This is a genomic window from Cloacibacillus sp. (genome assembly GCF_020860125.1).
Lineage (GTDB): Bacteria > Synergistota > Synergistia > Synergistales > Synergistaceae > Cloacibacillus.
In genome coordinates, this window is record NZ_JAJBUX010000037.1 from 45,796 (window position 1) to 63,681 (window position 17,886).

Below are 17,886 nucleotides of genomic sequence, written 5' to 3' on the forward strand. Positions count from 1 at the left end.
CTATACACTCCTAACGCCCGGTTCTTGGCCTTTACGTCTGGGAATAAAGATTTCCACCACAGTGCCGCCGGCCGCGCTTCTAATCGACAGACTGCCGCCGCAAAGCGTCTCCAGCCTCTTTCGCGTATTTTCTATTCCCACATGGCTTCTGTCGTCATTCGTGGCTCTCTTCGGATCAAACCCCACGCCGTCGTCGGAGACCTTTACCAAGTATCCCATCTCGGTCTCCGCCGATGAGATAACGATCGTGCCTCCGCCCTCTTTCTGGGTGATACCGTAACGGATGGCGTTTTCAACAAGTGGCTGGATGGTGAGCACCGGTATCAGAAAACGGCTTGCCGTGATGTCATACTCAACACGGATGTCATCTCCGAAGCGCAGTTCTTCTATATAGAGATAGTTTTTCATATGGGCAAGCTCCCGGTCGAAGGTTATCAGCGGTTCGTGTGAGAGTGAATCCATATTGCCGCGGAGATATTTTGAGAAACGGGTGATAGCCTCACGCGCCGTCTCCGGATCTTTGGCGCAGAGAGCCTTGATCGCCGCGAGGGCGTTGTAGAGGAAATGCGGCTGTATTTGCGAAAGCATTATCGCCACCCGGCTCTGGATGAGCGCCCTCTCCATCGATTGTGTCTCGGCGGCGGCGTCAGCGTTTCGTTTAAACTGCCAGACGACGATTCCTCACTGTACCGATACAAAGATGAGAAATCCCGTGCGCGTCCACAGATTGGCGTTATAATGATTTCCCCAAAAGAACAGGATATCAAGACATCCGCCGGCGGCGACGGGCAGGACGGAGAAAAGTACCGCAGTGCTGAAGCTCCTCCGCCTCTTCCTCCGCTCGCAGACCAGAGCCAGGAGCGAGACCGCCAGCGCGCCCATCAGTATGTTCGATCCATAGAACGATGTGTCATAGACGTCTATTTTGCCCGCCAGCTGGCGGGCCTCGACGAAGATAACGCTCGCGGCCTGAAATATCGAATAGGCCATCAGCGTCATACGGCGTCTGCCGGTGGTGTATGTCGAGATATAAAGGGTAAAAAATATCCCCATGAAATACAGCCCGTACATATCGAGACTCCCGATAAAGGCCGGATAGGGCACTAGAAGCGGCAAGATGTCGAACTGGATGGAAAACCATATGCCGCTGCTGATGGTAAAGGCCGCGCCATAGAAGAGATCTTTCGTCTTGTGCCGTTTCAAAAATACCAGAAGCAGCGCCGTGCATAATTCCAGCAGCCCCAGAAAAAAGACGAATATTCCCACCACAAAAGAGAAGCCATGCTTTGCAAAAACCATCCGGTAGAGCGCGTCGGGAGAGCCGCTGTACATCTCATTGAGCAGGACGTTTACGCTGCTATAGTGCACCTTCTTATAAACATTCGATATCTCAAGCCTGATATCGTCGTCCTTAGTTATGCCAGGCGAGGCAAAAAAATGCCACACATTGCCGGGACTTCTGACATATGGCGCCGTCGAGCGGTCATAGCCAAAGCCGTATATCTGCGTACCGTTCCTGAATATCCTGATCCGCAGGTCGGTGATGCGCAGCATGACAAAGTCTTTTTCTCCACGTTCTCGGAGAGGCGTCCCGTCACCATGATATTTCTATGACCGCTTAAATCGAAGCGCGTATCTTCGCGCAGCTCCTTTTTCGGGCCACCGTTAACGCTGTAAGTACCTTTGATATATAGATGAGAGAAAGGCGAATCAAGGCTCAGTTTTGCGTTCTCCTGCGTCACGAGCCAGGAGGCGAGAATATAAAGAAGCGCGAGAGCGGTAATCAATAGTACACATAGGGCCCTATCCGTAAAAAAATATCTCAGTCTCAGTCGCTCGAACATGACCCGCCTCCCACAGCGCAATGTTGTTATAAAAGGATATTATATAAAGTCCAACAAAAGTCCAACAAATTTTGTCATTTTTACGGCAAACGATTCATTTCCGGGGTGACTTTTCTATATTAACATAGGTTGTTGATAATTATTATCATTTATGTTATAAGGTAGAAGTTAAAAAGACACTGTGATCGCAAAATAAATGGGTCCAGAGAAACTTAAATCATACGGAGGCCTCTTCAATGCGGATATTTGACCTGAAATTCAGTCGGCAGGCTTTTGAAGAGCCGGAGCTTGAATTTCTTGAAAGGGCCTTTGTCCTGTTTATAAGAGACGGCCTTTCGTTAACATCAATGGAGACAATCTCCAGCATCGGCGGAAACACCGCCGGTGCCGGGCGCTGCCCATTTACGACAAAAGAGGACGTAATATCCGCTCTGCTGGAGATCGTTTTTCAATATACCGCCGGGCAGATGCAGGAGTCCTGTGACTCCGCCGGCTATGCAAATCTTTCCGGCTTAGAACGGCTGCGTCTTTATATAACACAGCAGGAAAAGATATTGGCCGACAGCCCTGAGATCTTTATCTTCTTCAGAGAGCTGGAAAGCGCCTTTGCCAGAAAAGAGCTCTCAGATCATCTGCTGAAAAAATATACCGACGGCATGGTACTCATAAGAGAACGCCTCACCGAGTCCTATAAAATGGCCGTCAAAGAGGGTACGGTGCGGAAGGATACAGACATCGGACGCGCCTCGTCGGTATTCTTCAACACGCTTATGGCCCTGCTCCAACACACCGCCGCGATGAGCCGCGTTACCGCCGGATATGATTCCGTCAGCGAAATATCAATCTTTGCGGATTCCATGCTGGGGTATCTGAAATACTGCGCGGCGGCGAAAGACAATAATGACGGCTATATCTTATCCTCCTCCCTGAAAACGGTGGAGCTTACCGAAGGGGACGTCAAAACATCCGCCGACAAAAATTTGATACTGATCGTGGACGACGAATGGGTCAACCGCGCCATCCTCTCAAAGATGTTCAGCGGCATCCACGCCACCGCCGAGGCGGAAAACGGCGCAGCGGCCTTGGAATACCTTAAACGGCATGGACAGCAGGTAAAGATAATACTGCTCGACCTGCTGATGCCGGTCATGGACGGATTCGAGCTGCTGGGCCTCATCAAAGCGGACGAGACGTTAAAAAATATCCCTATAATCATCACCTCCGTGGCGGGGGAAAAGAGCGAAGAGCGAGCGCTGGCGATGGGCGCGGATGAATTCATCGCCAAGCCTTATGTTCCCGCCGTCCTGCGGCAGAGAGTCGAGACCGTCCTGGAAAACGCGCGGCTGCGCGCGGAAATGCGGGAGACCGAGGGCCGGAACGAGATCATAAAAGAGGCGTTTTTCGATTACCTGACCGGCATCTATAACAGGCGCGGTTTTGAAACTACCCTGCGCGCCGGAGATTTTTCCGACAAAGAGATGCTCCACGCCTTCTATATGCTTGATATGGATAATCTTAAAATGTATAACGATACCAGGGGACACAGTTGGGGGGACAGCGCGATAAAGGCCTTTGCCTCCGCATTGAAAGAGAACCTTCGTACATACGACATCGCAGCCCGCATTGGAGGAGATGAATTTGTCGTTCTGCTCAAAAATCTGCCCTCCAAAGAGACGGCGCTCCAACGCGGCAGCGATTTTTGCACTAAGGTATGCCGCTCCGGTTTTGATGACCCCATATCATGTTCGGTAGGACTTACGGTATTCAGAGGCGAGCCGAATATGAAGAGACTGATGGAGGAGGCTGACGCGGCCCTCTACGCGGCCAAAAGAAGAGGCAAGCACTGCTGCTGCCTCTGGGACGAGGCTGCAATGAAAATACCATACACATCAGAGGAAACGGAAAAGGGACGATTTGATAATGAACGGTAAATATTCCGCGCTTAGGCTGCTGGAACGCCTTTGCGGAGCGCTCTTTAACGGCGGAGATATGACGGCGGCCCAGTTATCTCTGTCAAAAGACTTCGTGCTGGCCATCGAAGGAGTAACGACGGAGGGCTCGGACGACGCTCTCTGCTCGTTAGCCAGTTTCGCGAAGGAATCTTTCTCCGCGACCGTTTCATTTAATGATGGGATGGAAACCAACGGAGGCGAGTCAGCCTTTCTTAAAGCTGTAAGCGGCGAAACGACGTTTTTGCTCGCAGCCACGGCGAACGGCGGCAAACTTTCGTCTTTGGATGTGAGGCGCCCACGCTCAGCCTCCGGCTGTCAGACCACGCCGTACAGCGCAGAAAATACCGAGCTATTTCAAGAGGTATTGGACCAGTCGGATATCGCGGTCGTTGTCTGTGACGCGGAAAGCTATGAGATACTCTATGTCAATGACGCCGCCTACAAAATGGCCGGAAAAGAGCCCGGCGACTATCGGGGCAAAAAGTGCTATGACTATATGCTGGACGAGGCCTCGCCCTGTGGCTTCTGTACTGCCGGGCTGTTTACCGCCGACGCGATCACTAAAAGCGAACTTCATCTTGAAAAATTGGGAAAATATTTTTCCGTCAGCGGAAAAAAGCTGAATTGGCGCGGGAGAGAGGCCTTTGTCGAATATTTTTATGATATAACGGATGAGAGAATGGCAAGACTGGAAATGGATTCCGTATACAAAAACCTCCGCATAAGCCTTGACGAGATTTCGCTGATATACAACTCCATCCCGGGCGCGGCGTTCAGATGCCGCTTTGACGATCGGTGGACGATCATATCCGCCAATGACGGCCTATTCAAATTCCTCGGCTATACACGGGAGGAGTTTATGCGAATGGGCAACAGCATGTCCGCCGTCATCTATCCCGAGGACGGCGCGGCGATACACGATAAAATGCGTTCCCAGCTCGCCCGCGGCAACACGACGATAGTGACCGAGAACCGCCTGGTCTGCAGAGACGGAAGCGTTAAGTGGATACATCTGCGCGGCGAACTGATGAAAGATGAGAACGGTGAGGAATTTTTCTTCTGCGTGTTTGTCGATATCACTCAGCAGAAACAGGCGGAAGAGGAGCTTGAAGAGAGCAGGATCAAGCTTGCGGCGGCAATCAATCACGCTGGGCTCGAATATTGGGAGTATGACATTGCCGCAAACAGAGCCTACATCCGTGACTTTTCACATTCCGTCTGTACGCTGCCGGAAATAATAGAGAATTTTCCTGAGAGCCTAATCGAAAGCGGCTTCATCCATGAGGATGACTGTGAAAAATACCGTGAAATGCACATAAAGATGAAGGCCGGGGAGAAAGACGTCGTCCACGACTTGAGGGTCCGCACAACCGGTGAGAGCGCATATAAATGGATGAGGGTACACTACACTAATATCTTCGATAAACATGGCTCTCCTCTGAGATCTGTCGCCACCGCGCTCTCGCTTGATGAGTACAAGGATCTGGAAGAGCAGTTTAAAGTCGCCACCTCACAGTCTGGAATGACTGTCTGGAGTTACGACTTCGCAAAAAAACAGATCATACGGAGCCACACCCCTGACACCGCCTATAAATTGGACCAGACGATTGACAATGCGCCCGAAAGCATTATCGCCCTCGGACTCGTGCACCCGGACGACGTTGAAAAACTCCGCGGCCTCTATAAGAGGATGGAAGCCGGAGAGCGTTCCCTTTCGGAGGTCATCCGCGTCAAAAAAGGCGACACGGACAGTTACCGCTGGGAAAGAGTTGCATATACCACGGTCCCGGACCGGTCAGGCAGACCTCACCACGCAATCGGGACAAGCGTCGACGTGACTGAACAGGAGCTGCTCGAAACCCGCTATGAGGAAGAGAAGGCCTACTCAGAGATACTTGAAACCAGCACGCTGGTCAACTACAGGATAAATATAACGCAGGACAGGATCATCAGCAAAAAGAGTTCCCGCCCCGAGTACCTCATCGGCGAAACCAATAAGACAGAGACTTTTTCCGAATTCTGTGACAAAATGGCAGGGTTCGCCGTAGGTAAAGACGATATCAAAACGGTGAGAGAATTTTATTCCGCGAGAAATCTGCTGCGCGATTTCAATAGGAGAGAACACTCAAAATCCGCGGAATACCACCGAGTCTTCCCCGATGGCAGCATCAGGTTCGTGCGGGCCACCTTCCGCCTGAAAATAGCCCCCAACAGCGGCGACCTCCACGGATTCCTATATTCGGAAGACATCACAGGAGAGCGGCTCATGAAGAGCCTGATAGACAAGGCCGTCGAACAGGACTATGACTATGTCGCCTTCATCGACGGCATCAGCGGACACGCCACCTGTTTTGGAAACAAAAATTCCGGCGCCGTGCTCCCTCCGTCGCATTGCAGCGATTTCGCGCTGGCGGCCAGGGAACATGTCGAAAACTGCGCGGTCCCCGGCGACCGGGAGCGCGTAATTACGGAGAAGTCGCTGGATAATGTCTGCCACCAGCTTGATGAGGCGCCGACATATACGGTATACTACACCGCCGTCCAAAAAGACGGCTCGCATGGCAGAAAAAAACTCTGTTTCTCGTATATCGACAGGGAGACAAAAAAAATACTCCTCACCGAGCGCGACATAACCGACATTTATAAGGAGGAGCAGCGGCAGAAAGATATCCTCGCCGCCGCGCTTGCCGCCGCGGAGCAGGCAAACACCGCGAAGAGCAACTTCCTTTCGCGTATGTCGCATGAGATCAGAACGCCGATGAACGCCATCATCGGGATGAGCGCCATCGCCGCGCAGTCGATCGGTAACGACGGCGAGGTAGCCGACTGCATTTCAAAAATCGGTATCTCCTCGCGTTATTTGCTTTCGCTCATAAACGATATCCTTGACATGAGCCGCATCGAAAGCGGCAAAATGCTGCTGAAAAATGAGAACATCCCCTTTGAGGAATTTATCAACGGCATCAATTCTATCTGCTACTCACAGGCTCAGGAGAAAAAAATTGATTATGAATGTCTCGTGAAGAACGGCACAGAGGATTATTACGTCGGAGACGCGATGAAATTACAGCAGGTACTGATAAACATTCTCAGCAACGCCGTTAAATTTATGCCGGAGGGCGGCAGGGTCGGCTTTAGTGTGGAACAGCGCCAAAAATTTAAGGGCGGCGCCCTGCTCCGCTTCGTGATCAACGATACCGGCTGCGGCATCTCCGACGAATTTCTCCCCCGGCTTTTTGAGCCGTTCGCGCAGGAGTACAGCGGTTCGACCTCCCTCTATGGAGGCACCGGCCTCGGGCTGGCGATCTGCAAAAGTATAGTCGATATGATGGACGGCCACATTGACGTACGCTCCATCAAGGGCGTAGGAACAGAGTTTACCGTGGAGGTCCGGCTTGGCATCACAGAGGAGTCGCATGTGAAGGGACATAAGAAAAGCCTCCGCAGCTTCACAAATCTTCGTACACTCGTGGTGGACGACGACATCACCGTGTGCGAACATACGGTGATCACCCTCAAAGAGATGGGGCTGCAGGCCGAATGGGTCGACAGCGGAGAAAAAGCGGTGGCCCTCGTCGAAGAAAAATGGCGAAACAATAAATACTACGACCTCATCCTCCTTGACTGGAAGATGCCGGGAATGGACGGCATCGAGACCGCAAAACGCATCCGCTCGACAGTCGGTCCGGAGGTGACGATAATCATTATGACCGCCTATGACTGGTCGTCAATAGAGCACGAGGCAAAGCTGGCCGGCGTCAACCTCCTCATGGGCAAGCCATTATACAAGAGCTCCATCATCTCCGCCTTTGAGAGGGCCTTGGGTGAAAAAGAGGTTATAAAGGCCGTGCGGACGGAGGACTTTAATTTCCACGGGCACCGTCTGCTCCTGGCGGAAGATCATCCTCTGAACGTCGAAGTGGCGAAAAAACTGCTGGAGGGAAAGGGCTTCGCCGTCGAACATGCGGAGAACGGCCTGCGGGCCATAGAGCTTTTCAGCAAATCGGAGCCGGGATGGTACGACGCCATATTAATGGACATCCGCATGCCGCTGATGGACGGCCTGCAGGCGGCGAACAACATCCGTCACCTGAGCAACGCCGACGCGAAGAGCATCCCCATTATCGCGATGACGGCAAACGCCTTTGAGTCCGACATCGAAGACAGCCGCCGGGCGGGAATGAACGCGCACCTCGCAAAACCGATAGAGCCGGAGCAGCTCTTCCGTACGCTCTATAATCTCATCTGCGGCTCAAATGAGTCTTAATCCCTTGAAATATTTGGGAGATTTTATCAGAATATAAGAAACCGGCCATAAATTAATGGCTGCCAAGTTTATAGTAAAAAGGAGACACACTTACATGAAAAAACTGCAATTTAACGCCGCAATAACTGCCCTGATAATATGCTGTGCCGCGACGGCAGGCGCGGCGGAACGGGTCGTGCCCTTTCCGCCTGAGCTGGATACCCAGTCTGCGGGCGCCTCTTCCTATAGCGCCGCAGGCGATGTTAAAGATTCCCCTTACTTTCCATCAAAAGATTATTACACGTTAACGAGCAACGCCAATGGACTCACCATCCTGAGCGGCTTTCCCACCTACCAGCAGACGACGGAGGTCACCTGCGGACCGGCCGCCGCCCTCACGGTGCTCTACTACTTCGGGAACAAAAAGTATGACGAACATATGCTCTCCATCCTTATGGGGACGCTGCACGAACCTAAGAACGGCGGCGAAATGGGCACATCGACCTCCGGCATGGTGAAGTTCTTCAAGTCCATCGGCTGGAAGGTGGCCTCAAGCCTGGATCGCCCCCAGGGCAGGAGCTATGACTTTGAAAATCCTCAGCAGTTCAAAGACTTCGTCCTCAAGAACCTTAAAGAGGGCGTGCCGGTGATGGTGGAAAATATGTACTGGGGCGGCCATTGGCGCGTAATCATCGGCTACGATACGATGGGTACGGAAAAGACCACCGATGATGTGATCATCTTTATGGACAGTTACGACGTGCTCGACCACCGCCAGGATGGCTACGCCGTGCAGGCCGCAGAGGGCTTCTTCTACACGTGGAAGGATATGGAATATCTGCCGAAGGGTGAATGCGTGCAGCAGTGGATCACAGCCCGCCCATAAGCCATCCGCAAAACGGACGCAGCCTCCGCGCATTGACCGGCGCGGAGGCTTTTCCATTTATACGGCACCTGTCTTATCACATATGATATTGAAACTAAAAAGAGAGGCCTCCTCGGAAGGAAGCCTCTCTTGCTATTTTATAGCTTTCGCCGCGAAGTTACTTCTTCGCCGCTACCGCCTCAGACATCATCTTGTAGCCCTCGTCGAAGGCCTTTTCATTGAGCTCTTCGGTTCCCTTGGGAACGCGGGCGAGGATGGCGTCCTTGATTGCCTGGGGCTTTGTCAGTCCCTTATCCTCAAGAACCTTCGCCGCCGTACCGAGCGCCACCATGTTGACGACTATTTCGCGTCCAAGCTTCTCACGCGCCGTTCTGACGATGGGGAGCATGTAGACTTCGGCGTCAAGCTTCGGGGGGTCAGTGACAAAGAAGTCGTCAAGGATGACGGTCGCGCCCTTAGCCGTATCATGGCTGTAGGTGTCACACGCCTTCTGTGTAAGGATGACCTGAAGATTGGGATGGGCAGCCTTAGGATAGTCTATTTCGCCGCGGTCGTAAATGACTTCCGACTTGGAAGCGCCACCGCGGGCCTCAGGGCCGTAAGCCTGGCTCTGTACTGAATTGAGGCCCTCTGTACGGAGTGCAGCCGCCTCACCCAGGATCACTGCGGCGAGAATGACTCCCTGTCCGCCGGATCCAGCAACGCGAATTTCAAAACGATCGCCCATGATCCGTACCTCCTATGCCTTTCCCTGCGCGCGCGCGATGACGTCGTTGTAACGGTCCGTGTATTCGCGGGCGTTCTCTATGTTGACGAATTCGCCGACAACGATCTTGCCCTCAAGTTCCTCGGGCGTCATTTTGTCAGCCTGCGCCTTGAGGACCGTATGCTCCTTGAGGAACTTGATATTGTCCGTCGGGCGGCTGCGCTTGTTCTTGCGGCCGAACTGCGTGTGGCAGAACGAGATGATCTCGACGAGCGCGAAGCCCTTCTTCTGATGCTCGATCGCCTTTTTCAGAATCTGCTCGCACATCACTGGGTTGGCGACTGTCGCGCGGGCGACATAGGTCGCGCCGGCGCCGGCTGCCAGTTTGCAGATGTCGAACGTCGGGTCTATCGATCCGTAGGGGGCCGTCGCGGCGAAAGCGCCCTCCGGCATCGTCGGCGAGGCCTGTCCGCCGGTCATACCGTAAATGTTGTTGTTCATCAGGACGGCGGTGATGCCGATATTGCGGCGGCAGGCGTGGATGAAGTGGTTGCCGCCGATCGCGGTGCCGTCTCCGTCGCCCATGACGTTGACGATCGTGAGTTCGGGATTGGCCATCTTAACGCCAGTCGCGAAGGCGAGTGAGCGTCCGTGCGCCGTGTGGAGCGTGCAGGCGTCGATATAGCCGGGCATACGGCTTGAGCAGCCGATACCTGATGAAATGCAGACCTTCTCCTTCGGGATGTTCAGGTCTGAAATGGCGCGGAGGATGGAGTGCATGATGATTCCGTGTCCGCAGCCGGGGCACCAGATATGGGGCATGAACTTAGTGCGCAGAAGTTTCTTTACATCTTCGCGTGGCATAGTTACGCCACCTCCTTGATGAAGGACATAATCTCAGCCGGTTTGTAGAGTTCGCCGTTGATAAGGCTCTTTCTGTGTACTTCGCAGTTGGCCTTGACGGCTCTCTCGACTTCCAGCACCATCTGTCCGGCATTGAGTTCCGGAACGATGATGTGCTTTACTCTCTTCGAGAACGCGGCTATTTCTTTATCCGGGAAGGGCCAGAGTGTGATCGGGCGGAAGTGTCCGACCTTGACGCCCTGTTCGCGGAGCTCGCGGATCGCGCGGAGCGAGGAACGGGAGACAGAGCCGTAGGAGATGACCACGATCTCGGCGTCTTCCATGAAGTCTTCTCTGTATTCGACAATCTCGTCGCGGCAGCGGTCAACCTTGCGGATTATACGGTTAGCCTTGAGGTCGATGTCGGGAGCGTCGTTTGTCGGGAAGCCCCACTCGTTGGTGGTAAGCCCCGTCACATGCCAGCGATAGCCGTCGCCGAAGGCGGGCATCGGAGGAACGTCGTCCGCATCGGGACGATAGGGAACGAAATCGTCGGGGGATACGGTCGGCTTCTTGCGGTCTACGACCTCATAGGTCCCGGGTTCGGGGATGACGATCTTCTCACGCATGTGTCCGATGACTTCGTCAGCCATGACAAGAACCGGCTGGCGGAAACGCTCGGCCATGTTGAAAGCTTTGATCGTGATCGTATAGCACTCCTGAATCGAGCAGGGGGCGTAGGCGATCGTCGCGTGGTCGCCGTGCGTTCCCCACTTGGCCTGCATTACGTCAGCCTGGGAAACCTTCGTGGGAAGCCCGGTCGAGGGACCGCCGCGCTGGATGTCGGCGAGAACCATCGGGATCTCAGCGATATATCCATAACCGAGAAGCTCCTGTTTGAGGGAGATTCCGGGGCCTGAGCTCGCCGTCATCGCCTTGAGGCCTGCTATCGAGGCGCCAAGGGTGGCGGCTATTCCGCCGATCTCGTCCTCCATCTGGACAAACTTTCCGCCCAGCTTCGGGAGCTCTTCGGACATAACTTCCATAACTTCTGTTGACGGGGTGATCGGATATCCGCCGAAGAACCTGCAGCCGGCGGCGATAGCGCCCATCGCTATGGCTTTATTACCCTGCCAAAATTCGTTCTGGGCCATGGTTATTCACACTCCTTAACAGTGATTGCCAGATCCGGGCAGATATTCTCGCACTGGCGGCAGCCAATGCAGTCCTCCGGACGAACCGCTACGCTCTTAACCTGATCGTTAAGTTCCAGAACCTTCTTGGGGCATATAGCGATACAGAGGCCACATCCTTTACACCACTTCTCAACAACGTCGATGTTGAACTTCTTCGCCAAAAGACCCACCTTCCTTCCACACATCTAATCGATTTTGTCTGTCAACCAGAACTACTGAGACGCGATTGGCATAACTTCTCGTATTATGCCAAAGTTTGCGCATTTATTCAAGGAAAAGATTAAATTCTTTATTTTCTGATAACTTTAAAATATTATGAACAATTTATCTGTCAGTGGGGCCGATGTCCGGTTCGCGCAAATATTGGGCTCGGACCTCACGCGGAGAGACCGCCTTTGCCGCGTATATCCAGCCCATTTGAGCGCAGGCTCCGCCGGAGGCGCTCTCCCGTTCGATCACTTGACAGCCGCTCTCACGCAGTCCTCCATACTGGGCAATGTCCGGAGAGACGATCACCGCGTCCGGATATTTCTTAAGCGTCCCCAACAGAGCCTCTTCGGAGACAAACGCGGGGGAAACGGAGGTGGCGCCTTTGCGCGAATCGTAGACCGCCGCGTAACAGTGGGTGCGCTTTGCCTTAAAGACCGGCACGAGACAGTCATATCTCTCTTTCAGGTCCCAAATGAATATTTCCAGCGACGATAACGGCACCACAGGCAACAGCAGCGCCTCCGCGAGTGCCGCCCCATAGGCTATACCGGCGCGGATGCCGGTATAATATCCCGGCCCTGTGCCGACCGCGATAAGCTCTAGGTCAGACAGCGTCATTCCGGCCTCATCCAGGAGGTCTGCCGTCAGGAGCGGCAATTCCTCGGACTGACGGCGTCCGAGCTCAAGATTACGCTCTCCGATGATATTTCCGTTTATGGCAAGACCGGCGTTCGTCCAGCGTCCGGCGCAGTTTATCCCCAGTATCTTCATTCCGCGCTCACCATCGTTCTTATCTCCTCCGCAAAGCCCCGAAGGGCTTTGCAGGCCGCCTCTCCATAACAGGTAAAGGCCAGTATTCTGGATTCACCGTTCTCGGGGGGCGCCTCAAATTCAACATCTATCCTATCGCTCTCCGGAGCCTCCAGCCATCGTTCAGCCCACTCTACCACAGCCGTGAAGCCCTCCTCTAGATACTCCTCTATTCCGAGAGAATTGATCTCCGTCTTATCTTCCAGCCTGTAAAGGTCGGCGTGGAGAAGGGGGATCGCGCCCTCGTATTCACTTATGATAATGAATGTCGGGCTCTTTACGCGCTCGTAACCCAGCGCGTGCCCCACACCCTGCGTCAGCTTCGTTTTCCCCATTCCAAGCGCCCCCTTGAGCAGAACGAGCAGCCCAGGATATGCCGCCTTCCCAAGAGCCTCCCCCACCAGGAAGGTCTCTTCTGGACTCTCGCTTGTAACGGTTAAACTGTCACCGGAGTATTGCCGGAATCTCATCGGCGATCTCCCTCGCAAGCGCTCCGCGTACCCCAAGGCGCGCCTCCAAAGCTTCTCCCGCTAATCCATGCGCCAGCGCGCCCACCGTCGCGGCGTCGGCTATCGGAATTCCCGCGGCGATAAACGCGCCGATGACGCCGCTCAGCACATCGCCCGATCCTGGGACGGCCAGCGACGGTGACCCTGCGGCGATCATTCGGAGTTCTTCCGAGAAGGCGATCAGCGTGTTTCTTCCCTTAAGCAGCGCCTGTCCAGCTTTAGCGGCAAGCGCAAAGGCGCATTCGGCACGCTTTGAGTCCACCTCCGCGGGAGCCAGGCCGAGAATGCGTCCGGCCTCCGCGCTGTGCGGCGTCAGCAGGACGTCCGCGCGTGGCGTCAGCTCCGGCAGATTTCGGGCATAGAACCAGAGCATATCGGCATCCAGCAGCAGCGGCAGGCGGCAGTTTTTCCAGAGCCAGAGGAAGAGCTCCCCCGCCCCCTCGGAACGGCCGCAGCCAGGCCCCGCGACAAGCGCCGCGCATTTAGGCAGCCATTCAGAGATGACGGCGGCGGCCGACGCGCTTTCGACCTCGCCATTTCTCGTCGCGAGCGGCAGGACGATAGCCTCTGGTATTTCTGCTGAGATATGCGGGGCGATAAAGTCCGGAACAGCCGCAAAAACAAGGCCGGCGCCGGCGCGCAGCGCGCCGCGGACCGTAAGCAGCGGCGCGCCGCGGTAACTGCCGCTGCCGGCATATACAAGCACGTTACCGCGCTCAGTTTTATGTATGTTACGGGAAATTTCCGGCAGCATACTATGCAGGTCGCGGGATTCATAGAGAGACAGCTTAGGCTTTTCGGGCAGTATTGCCTCAGGTGGTACGCCAATATCAGCGGTTATTATATTGCCGCAATTATCAGCCGCAGGCTGAAAGGCCATGCCGTACTTCGGAGCCAAGAAGGTTACAGTCTCGGCGGCCCTTACACAGGGCTCATAGACGCCGCCGCTTTCGGGATCTATCCCCGAGGGGACATCCAGCGCCAAGACGTTTTTACATCCCTCTAAAAGCCTTATAAGGCGCGCCGGCTCCTTACGGGGCGCTCCCGACGTTCCGGTTCCAAGTAATCCCTCTATTACGCAGCAGGCTCTGCCAAGCAGCGCAGATATCTCGGAATCGGTCAGCTCCGGCGTATCGAATATTCTCAGCCTTTTGCCGCCCAGCCGTCTCAGTATCTCAAGGTTTACCGCGGCGTCATTTTTATATATTTCATCGGCGTCGCTCTTTAATACAGTTACCTCTGCCCCGCCGATGAGGAGATGGCGCGCCACGGCAAATCCGTCTCCGCCGTTGTTTCCGCGCCCAGCCAATACGACAAAACTGCCCTTTGGACCACCGGACAACGTGACAGCCGCGCGGGCGGCGTTTTTCGCGGCATTCTCCATCAACACGATGGATGGAATGCCATATTTACTGGCGGCAATATTATCCGCTTCGCGGATGTCAGCCGGCATAAAGAAATTTTTCATCGTTCTCCCTCCAAAACTACCATGGCGGCTGCCATGCCGGATTCATGCGAAAGGCTGAGAAAGACTCCACTGATCCCCTCTTCCTCAAGACGTCTCTGAAAGTCGGCGCTGAAATTGAACACGGGGCCTTTTTCAGTGCGAACTACCTCGCAGGCATCAAGACCCATCTTTCCAAGCCCCCAGCCTCCGGCCTTAGCCAAAGCCTCTTTCGCGGCAAAGGCTGCGGCGTAATGCGTGGCGGCATCAGCCTTGTCTTTAGCATAGGATATCTCACTCTCAGAGAACAGGCGTTCGGCAAAACCGTCGCGCGCGACGGCCTTTCTCATCCGCTCAATGTCACACAGGTCTATACCGATGCCTCTGATCATGATCCGCCTCCCATCGCAGTCTCTATGGCCATCTCCTGCCATTTTTCCAGTATCCCGAAGCCCTTCGCGGTTTCAAACTGCCGATGCAGTTTCTTCTTCCACGCGTGTCCATATATCTCCGGGGCCAATTTTACAGCCTTTATGGTCAATTTTTTAAAGTATCTGTGATCCGTAGCCCATTTTCCATATTTACCCTTGTACAGACCGCCCAGATATCCCCATATATTATTATTATGTTTCGCTGATATAGGATAGTCATCCCTTATTTTCCTGGAATAGTCGCCGAGAAACTTCTTTAGCGACCTGTATTTTCTGAACGAAGACCTCACCATCACATTCTTTCCGCCAATATGCTCTTCGCTTAATATATCTATATAGGGCATTCCCAACGTCTTCCAGGCTCTGTTTGCCTTTATTCCCGCGCCGTTTTTACCTTCGCGCCAAAGCCTGCTCTGCCAGTTCCCAGTCTCATGAGAGCAGTGGACGGCGGCGCCGAAAGGATTAACGCTCTTGTATTTTTTAGCCGCACGGTAAAAATCTATCGTAGAAAAGCCTTCGGCTCTCCATGGCACTGCCAGCAGGCAAAATAAAAGGCAGAACAGCCCCCCGTAACGTAAAAAGAGACAGCGCCGTTCTGCACCTATAAAATATCGATTTTTTAGTTTTTTAAGACAGTCCATTAATATAAAAACTAAACGCCTAAACAGACAAAAAAACTTTGAAACAACTGATATACCCAAAAAATCCATTATTATGGTTTTATCAGCGCCGCCAAAATATTGTACAGATTTGTCGGGTCCACAGGCTTGGCAAAATGGGCATTCATCCCAGCCGCCAGAGAGTTGTCCCTGTCTGCACTGTAGTCCTTTGCCGTCATTGCGATTATCGGTATAGTGCGGGCGTCCGCCTTGTCGCTGGAGCGAATGGCTCTCGCCGCGTCAAGACCGTCCATTACCGGCATGCTGATGTCCATCAAGATTGCGTCAAAATAACCGTCAGGCTCGTTGAGGAACAACTCAAGACCAGACTTGCCGTTATTTGCATGTACCACGGAGATTCCCTCATGTTCAAGTACTTTTATGGTAATAGAGGCATTCAAGGAGTGGTCTTCGCATAGCAATATGCGCTTTCCGGACAGGGTTACCATTTTGACTCTTCCTTCCATGGCGTAATGTATGGTTCCACATAAACTCTATAACTAAAATTATACCATTTTTTAAAAAATGGTCATCATATATGAGCAGAGAATTTTATCCCAGAGATGATACCTACGTGTCTGCTAATACACGAAACGGAGAGCGTTTCGCGCCAGCGGCCTCCGTACAGTTCTTTACGTACAACCGAATATCCATGTATATTTTACATCAGCTTCCGCAGCCCTTTGTCCCATTTCGGATGCCCCCTCCATTATAAAGCCTTGATTCTCTGCAGACATGGCTATTTGGGCCGATAGAAAGATAAACCATTTCCTGCCTTTTTCATCCTAAACAACACACATCTTGATGAAGCAAAACAGCCTCTGGGAGCATAGCTAGACCAAAGCAATGGCGATATATGGACACCATTCGCCTCTGTTCGCTATGCAGTGAGCGAAAGCGGCGGAAAGGCCTGCATGGGCAGCGTTAATTATAGTAATGAGAGTGAGAAAAGAAAGGACCGTAATAACATGCCCCTTTGTCTTGTCAATGTGGTGCGGGAAAGGGGACTCGAACCCCTACGTCGGTGACACAAGATCCTAAGTCTTGCGCGTCTACCAATTCCGCCATTCCCGCATCCGGTACAATATTTTACCCTGCCTTTTTATATAAAGCAAGAAAAGTTTTTATCGCAGTGAAGATAGAGGCATCATAAGGCAGCAAAATAAGAGAGAAAATAATTTGCACAGGGTGTTGACAGAAAAGGGATTCCACGGTAGAATTTTTTCCTGTCAGGTCACGGACGATTAGTTCAGAGGTAGAACGCTTCCTTGACACGGAAGAGGTCAGAAGTTCAATTCTTCTATCGTCCACCATTTTTTAACAGTAATAGCAAGTGTTTACGGTCTCGACTGTAAACACTTCTTTTTTGCTCTGATTACAGGTGCATTTCCGTGCATAAAAATAATTCCCCCTCTCTTTTGATTTTTACCAACACTAATTACCGCTTGTTTTTAACGCAACTGGCACCTATGTAAGCGTCAAAAGAGCCGTATCTGTAAATTAAGTCACAAAGCTCGTGAACTCCCCTTCATCAAGCAGCACCGAAGGAAGCGGTTTTATGATCGAGAGCGGTAATAAAGAGATATATATTGCCTGCGGCGCTGCTGATATGCGTAAGAGTGTCGATGGCCTGGCTGCCAGCACGGCACCGGAACGATACCATACTATCCTGCCCTGGAGCAAAGAGATTCCATGTTACTGCAGCTTAAAAGGCCAGCCGGATTCAATGGCTGGCGACAACGACGATTCCTGTGCCCCTGCCTCCGGTGCTGGACTCAGCGACTATGTTGACTGATAATACAATAGATCTATTCATTGGCGTAGGTACGGGATTTTTGACGCTTACTTCGTAAACGTCAAATTTTTGCGCAACAAAAAGGACCTTCGAAAAATTTCGAAAGTCCTGTAATTACAGTGGTGGGCGATATTGGGTTCGAACCAACGACTTCCACCGTGTGAAGGTGACACTCTACCACTGAGTTAATCGCCCGAAAAAAATGGTGGATCGTACAGGAATCGAACCTGTAACCCCCTGATTAAGAGTCAGGTGCTCTGCCAGTTGAGCTAACGATCCAAACGCGTCTTTCCTTTAAGTTGGTGGATCGTACAGGAATCGAACCTGTAACCCCCTGATTAAGAGTCAGGTGCTC

16 protein-coding genes and 5 tRNA genes (1 of these 21 only partly in view) are annotated in these 17,886 nt (G+C 52.9%); 5 read left to right on the forward strand and 16 right to left on the reverse strand.

Annotation, left to right across the window (positions count from 1 at the left end; translation table 11 throughout):
- Together LIO98_RS04840 and LIO98_RS04845 are read right to left on the reverse strand one after the other, a co-directional pair.
- Window positions 1–624: a histidine kinase gene (locus LIO98_RS04840; protein WP_291953678.1), complete on the reverse strand. Its 624-nt coding sequence runs from the start codon at window positions 622–624 to the stop codon at window positions 1–3.
- Window positions 625–681: 57 nt separating this feature from the next.
- Window positions 682–1,554 carry a hypothetical protein gene (locus LIO98_RS04845; RefSeq protein ID WP_291953680.1) on the reverse strand — a complete coding sequence of 291 codons (873 nt, stop codon included), beginning with the start codon at window positions 1,552–1,554 and terminating at the stop codon, window positions 682–684.
- A gap of 526 nt (window positions 1,555–2,080) precedes the next feature.
- Here LIO98_RS04845 and LIO98_RS04850 point away from each other — a divergent pair.
- From LIO98_RS04850 to LIO98_RS04860, 3 genes are all read left to right on the forward strand, one after another.
- Complete coding sequence (locus tag LIO98_RS04850) at window positions 2,081–3,775, forward strand: diguanylate cyclase (protein ID WP_291953682.1); 1,695 nt, start codon at window positions 2,081–2,083, stop codon at window positions 3,773–3,775.
- Entirely contained in the window at window positions 3,765–8,063 is a 4,299-nt protein-coding gene (locus tag LIO98_RS04855; protein ID WP_291953684.1) for a response regulator, read from the forward strand. The genes LIO98_RS04850 and LIO98_RS04855 overlap by 11 nt, the downstream gene beginning before the upstream one ends.
- A gap of 94 nt (window positions 8,064–8,157) precedes the next feature.
- Window positions 8,158–8,928 (forward strand): C39 family peptidase, encoded by a 771-nt coding sequence (locus LIO98_RS04860; RefSeq protein WP_291953687.1) that lies wholly within the window; start codon window positions 8,158–8,160, stop codon window positions 8,926–8,928.
- 157 nt (window positions 8,929–9,085) lie between these two features.
- Here the strand turns inward: LIO98_RS04860 and LIO98_RS04865 are convergent, their stop codons facing one another.
- From LIO98_RS04865 to LIO98_RS04915, 11 genes are all read right to left on the reverse strand, one after another.
- Window positions 9,086–9,655, reverse strand: a complete 570-nt coding sequence (locus LIO98_RS04865; RefSeq protein ID WP_291953689.1) for a 2-oxoacid:acceptor oxidoreductase family protein — start codon at window positions 9,653–9,655, stop codon at window positions 9,086–9,088.
- A gap of 12 nt (window positions 9,656–9,667) precedes the next feature.
- Window positions 9,668–10,498 (reverse strand): thiamine pyrophosphate-dependent enzyme, encoded by an 831-nt coding sequence (locus tag LIO98_RS04870; protein WP_291953692.1) that lies wholly within the window; start codon window positions 10,496–10,498, stop codon window positions 9,668–9,670.
- Between the two features lie 2 nt (window positions 10,499–10,500).
- Entirely contained in the window at window positions 10,501–11,631 is a 1,131-nt protein-coding gene (locus tag LIO98_RS04875; RefSeq protein WP_291953694.1) for a 2-oxoacid:acceptor oxidoreductase subunit alpha, read from the reverse strand.
- Between the two features lie 2 nt (window positions 11,632–11,633).
- Entirely contained in the window at window positions 11,634–11,834 is a 201-nt protein-coding gene (locus LIO98_RS04880; RefSeq protein WP_066744806.1) for a 4Fe-4S binding protein, read from the reverse strand.
- 163 nt (window positions 11,835–11,997) lie between these two features.
- Window positions 11,998–12,654, reverse strand: coding sequence for a tRNA (adenosine(37)-N6)-threonylcarbamoyltransferase complex dimerization subunit type 1 TsaB (gene tsaB, locus LIO98_RS04885; RefSeq protein WP_291953697.1), 657 nt, complete (start codon window positions 12,652–12,654; stop codon window positions 11,998–12,000).
- Window positions 12,651–13,163 carry a tRNA (adenosine(37)-N6)-threonylcarbamoyltransferase complex ATPase subunit type 1 TsaE gene (gene tsaE, locus LIO98_RS04890; protein WP_291953700.1) on the reverse strand — a complete coding sequence of 171 codons (513 nt, stop codon included), beginning with the start codon at window positions 13,161–13,163 and terminating at the stop codon, window positions 12,651–12,653. Before tsaE ends, tsaB begins: the two co-directional genes overlap by 4 nt.
- A complete protein-coding gene (locus tag LIO98_RS04895) occupies window positions 13,138–14,670 on the reverse strand; it encodes an NAD(P)H-hydrate dehydratase (protein WP_291953702.1) in 1,533 nt (510 codons plus the stop codon). Before LIO98_RS04895 ends, tsaE begins: the two co-directional genes overlap by 26 nt.
- On the reverse strand, window positions 14,667–15,038 hold the full coding sequence (acpS, locus tag LIO98_RS04900) for a holo-ACP synthase (protein ID WP_291953704.1): 372 nt from the start codon (window positions 15,036–15,038) through the stop codon (window positions 14,667–14,669). Before acpS ends, LIO98_RS04895 begins: the two co-directional genes overlap by 4 nt.
- Complete coding sequence (locus tag LIO98_RS04905; protein ID WP_291953706.1) at window positions 15,035–15,787, reverse strand: glucosaminidase domain-containing protein; 753 nt, start codon at window positions 15,785–15,787, stop codon at window positions 15,035–15,037. The genes acpS and LIO98_RS04905 overlap by 4 nt, the downstream gene beginning before the upstream one ends.
- A gap of 2 nt (window positions 15,788–15,789) precedes the next feature.
- Window positions 15,790–16,203: a response regulator gene (locus LIO98_RS04910; protein ID WP_363303973.1), complete on the reverse strand. Its 414-nt coding sequence runs from the start codon at window positions 16,201–16,203 to the stop codon at window positions 15,790–15,792.
- Window positions 16,204–16,726: 523 nt separating this feature from the next.
- Window positions 16,727–16,810: transfer RNA gene (locus tag LIO98_RS04915), tRNA-Leu, on the reverse strand.
- Between the two features lie 164 nt (window positions 16,811–16,974).
- Between LIO98_RS04915 and LIO98_RS04920 the strand changes: the two genes are divergently transcribed.
- Window positions 16,975–17,049: transfer RNA gene (locus tag LIO98_RS04920), tRNA-Val, on the forward strand.
- A gap of 245 nt (window positions 17,050–17,294) precedes the next feature.
- On the forward strand, window positions 17,295–17,531 hold the full coding sequence (locus tag LIO98_RS04925; protein ID WP_291953711.1) for a hypothetical protein: 237 nt from the start codon (window positions 17,295–17,297) through the stop codon (window positions 17,529–17,531).
- A 120-nt stretch (window positions 17,532–17,651) separates the two neighbouring features.
- Here LIO98_RS04925 and LIO98_RS04930 read toward each other — a convergent pair.
- From LIO98_RS04930 to LIO98_RS04940, 3 genes are all read right to left on the reverse strand, one after another.
- Window positions 17,652–17,726: transfer RNA gene (locus LIO98_RS04930), tRNA-Val, on the reverse strand.
- A gap of 8 nt (window positions 17,727–17,734) precedes the next feature.
- Window positions 17,735–17,810 (reverse strand) — tRNA-Lys (locus LIO98_RS04935).
- A gap of 21 nt (window positions 17,811–17,831) precedes the next feature.
- Window positions 17,832–17,886, reverse strand: a tRNA-Lys gene (locus tag LIO98_RS04940); it runs 121 nt beyond the window's last position.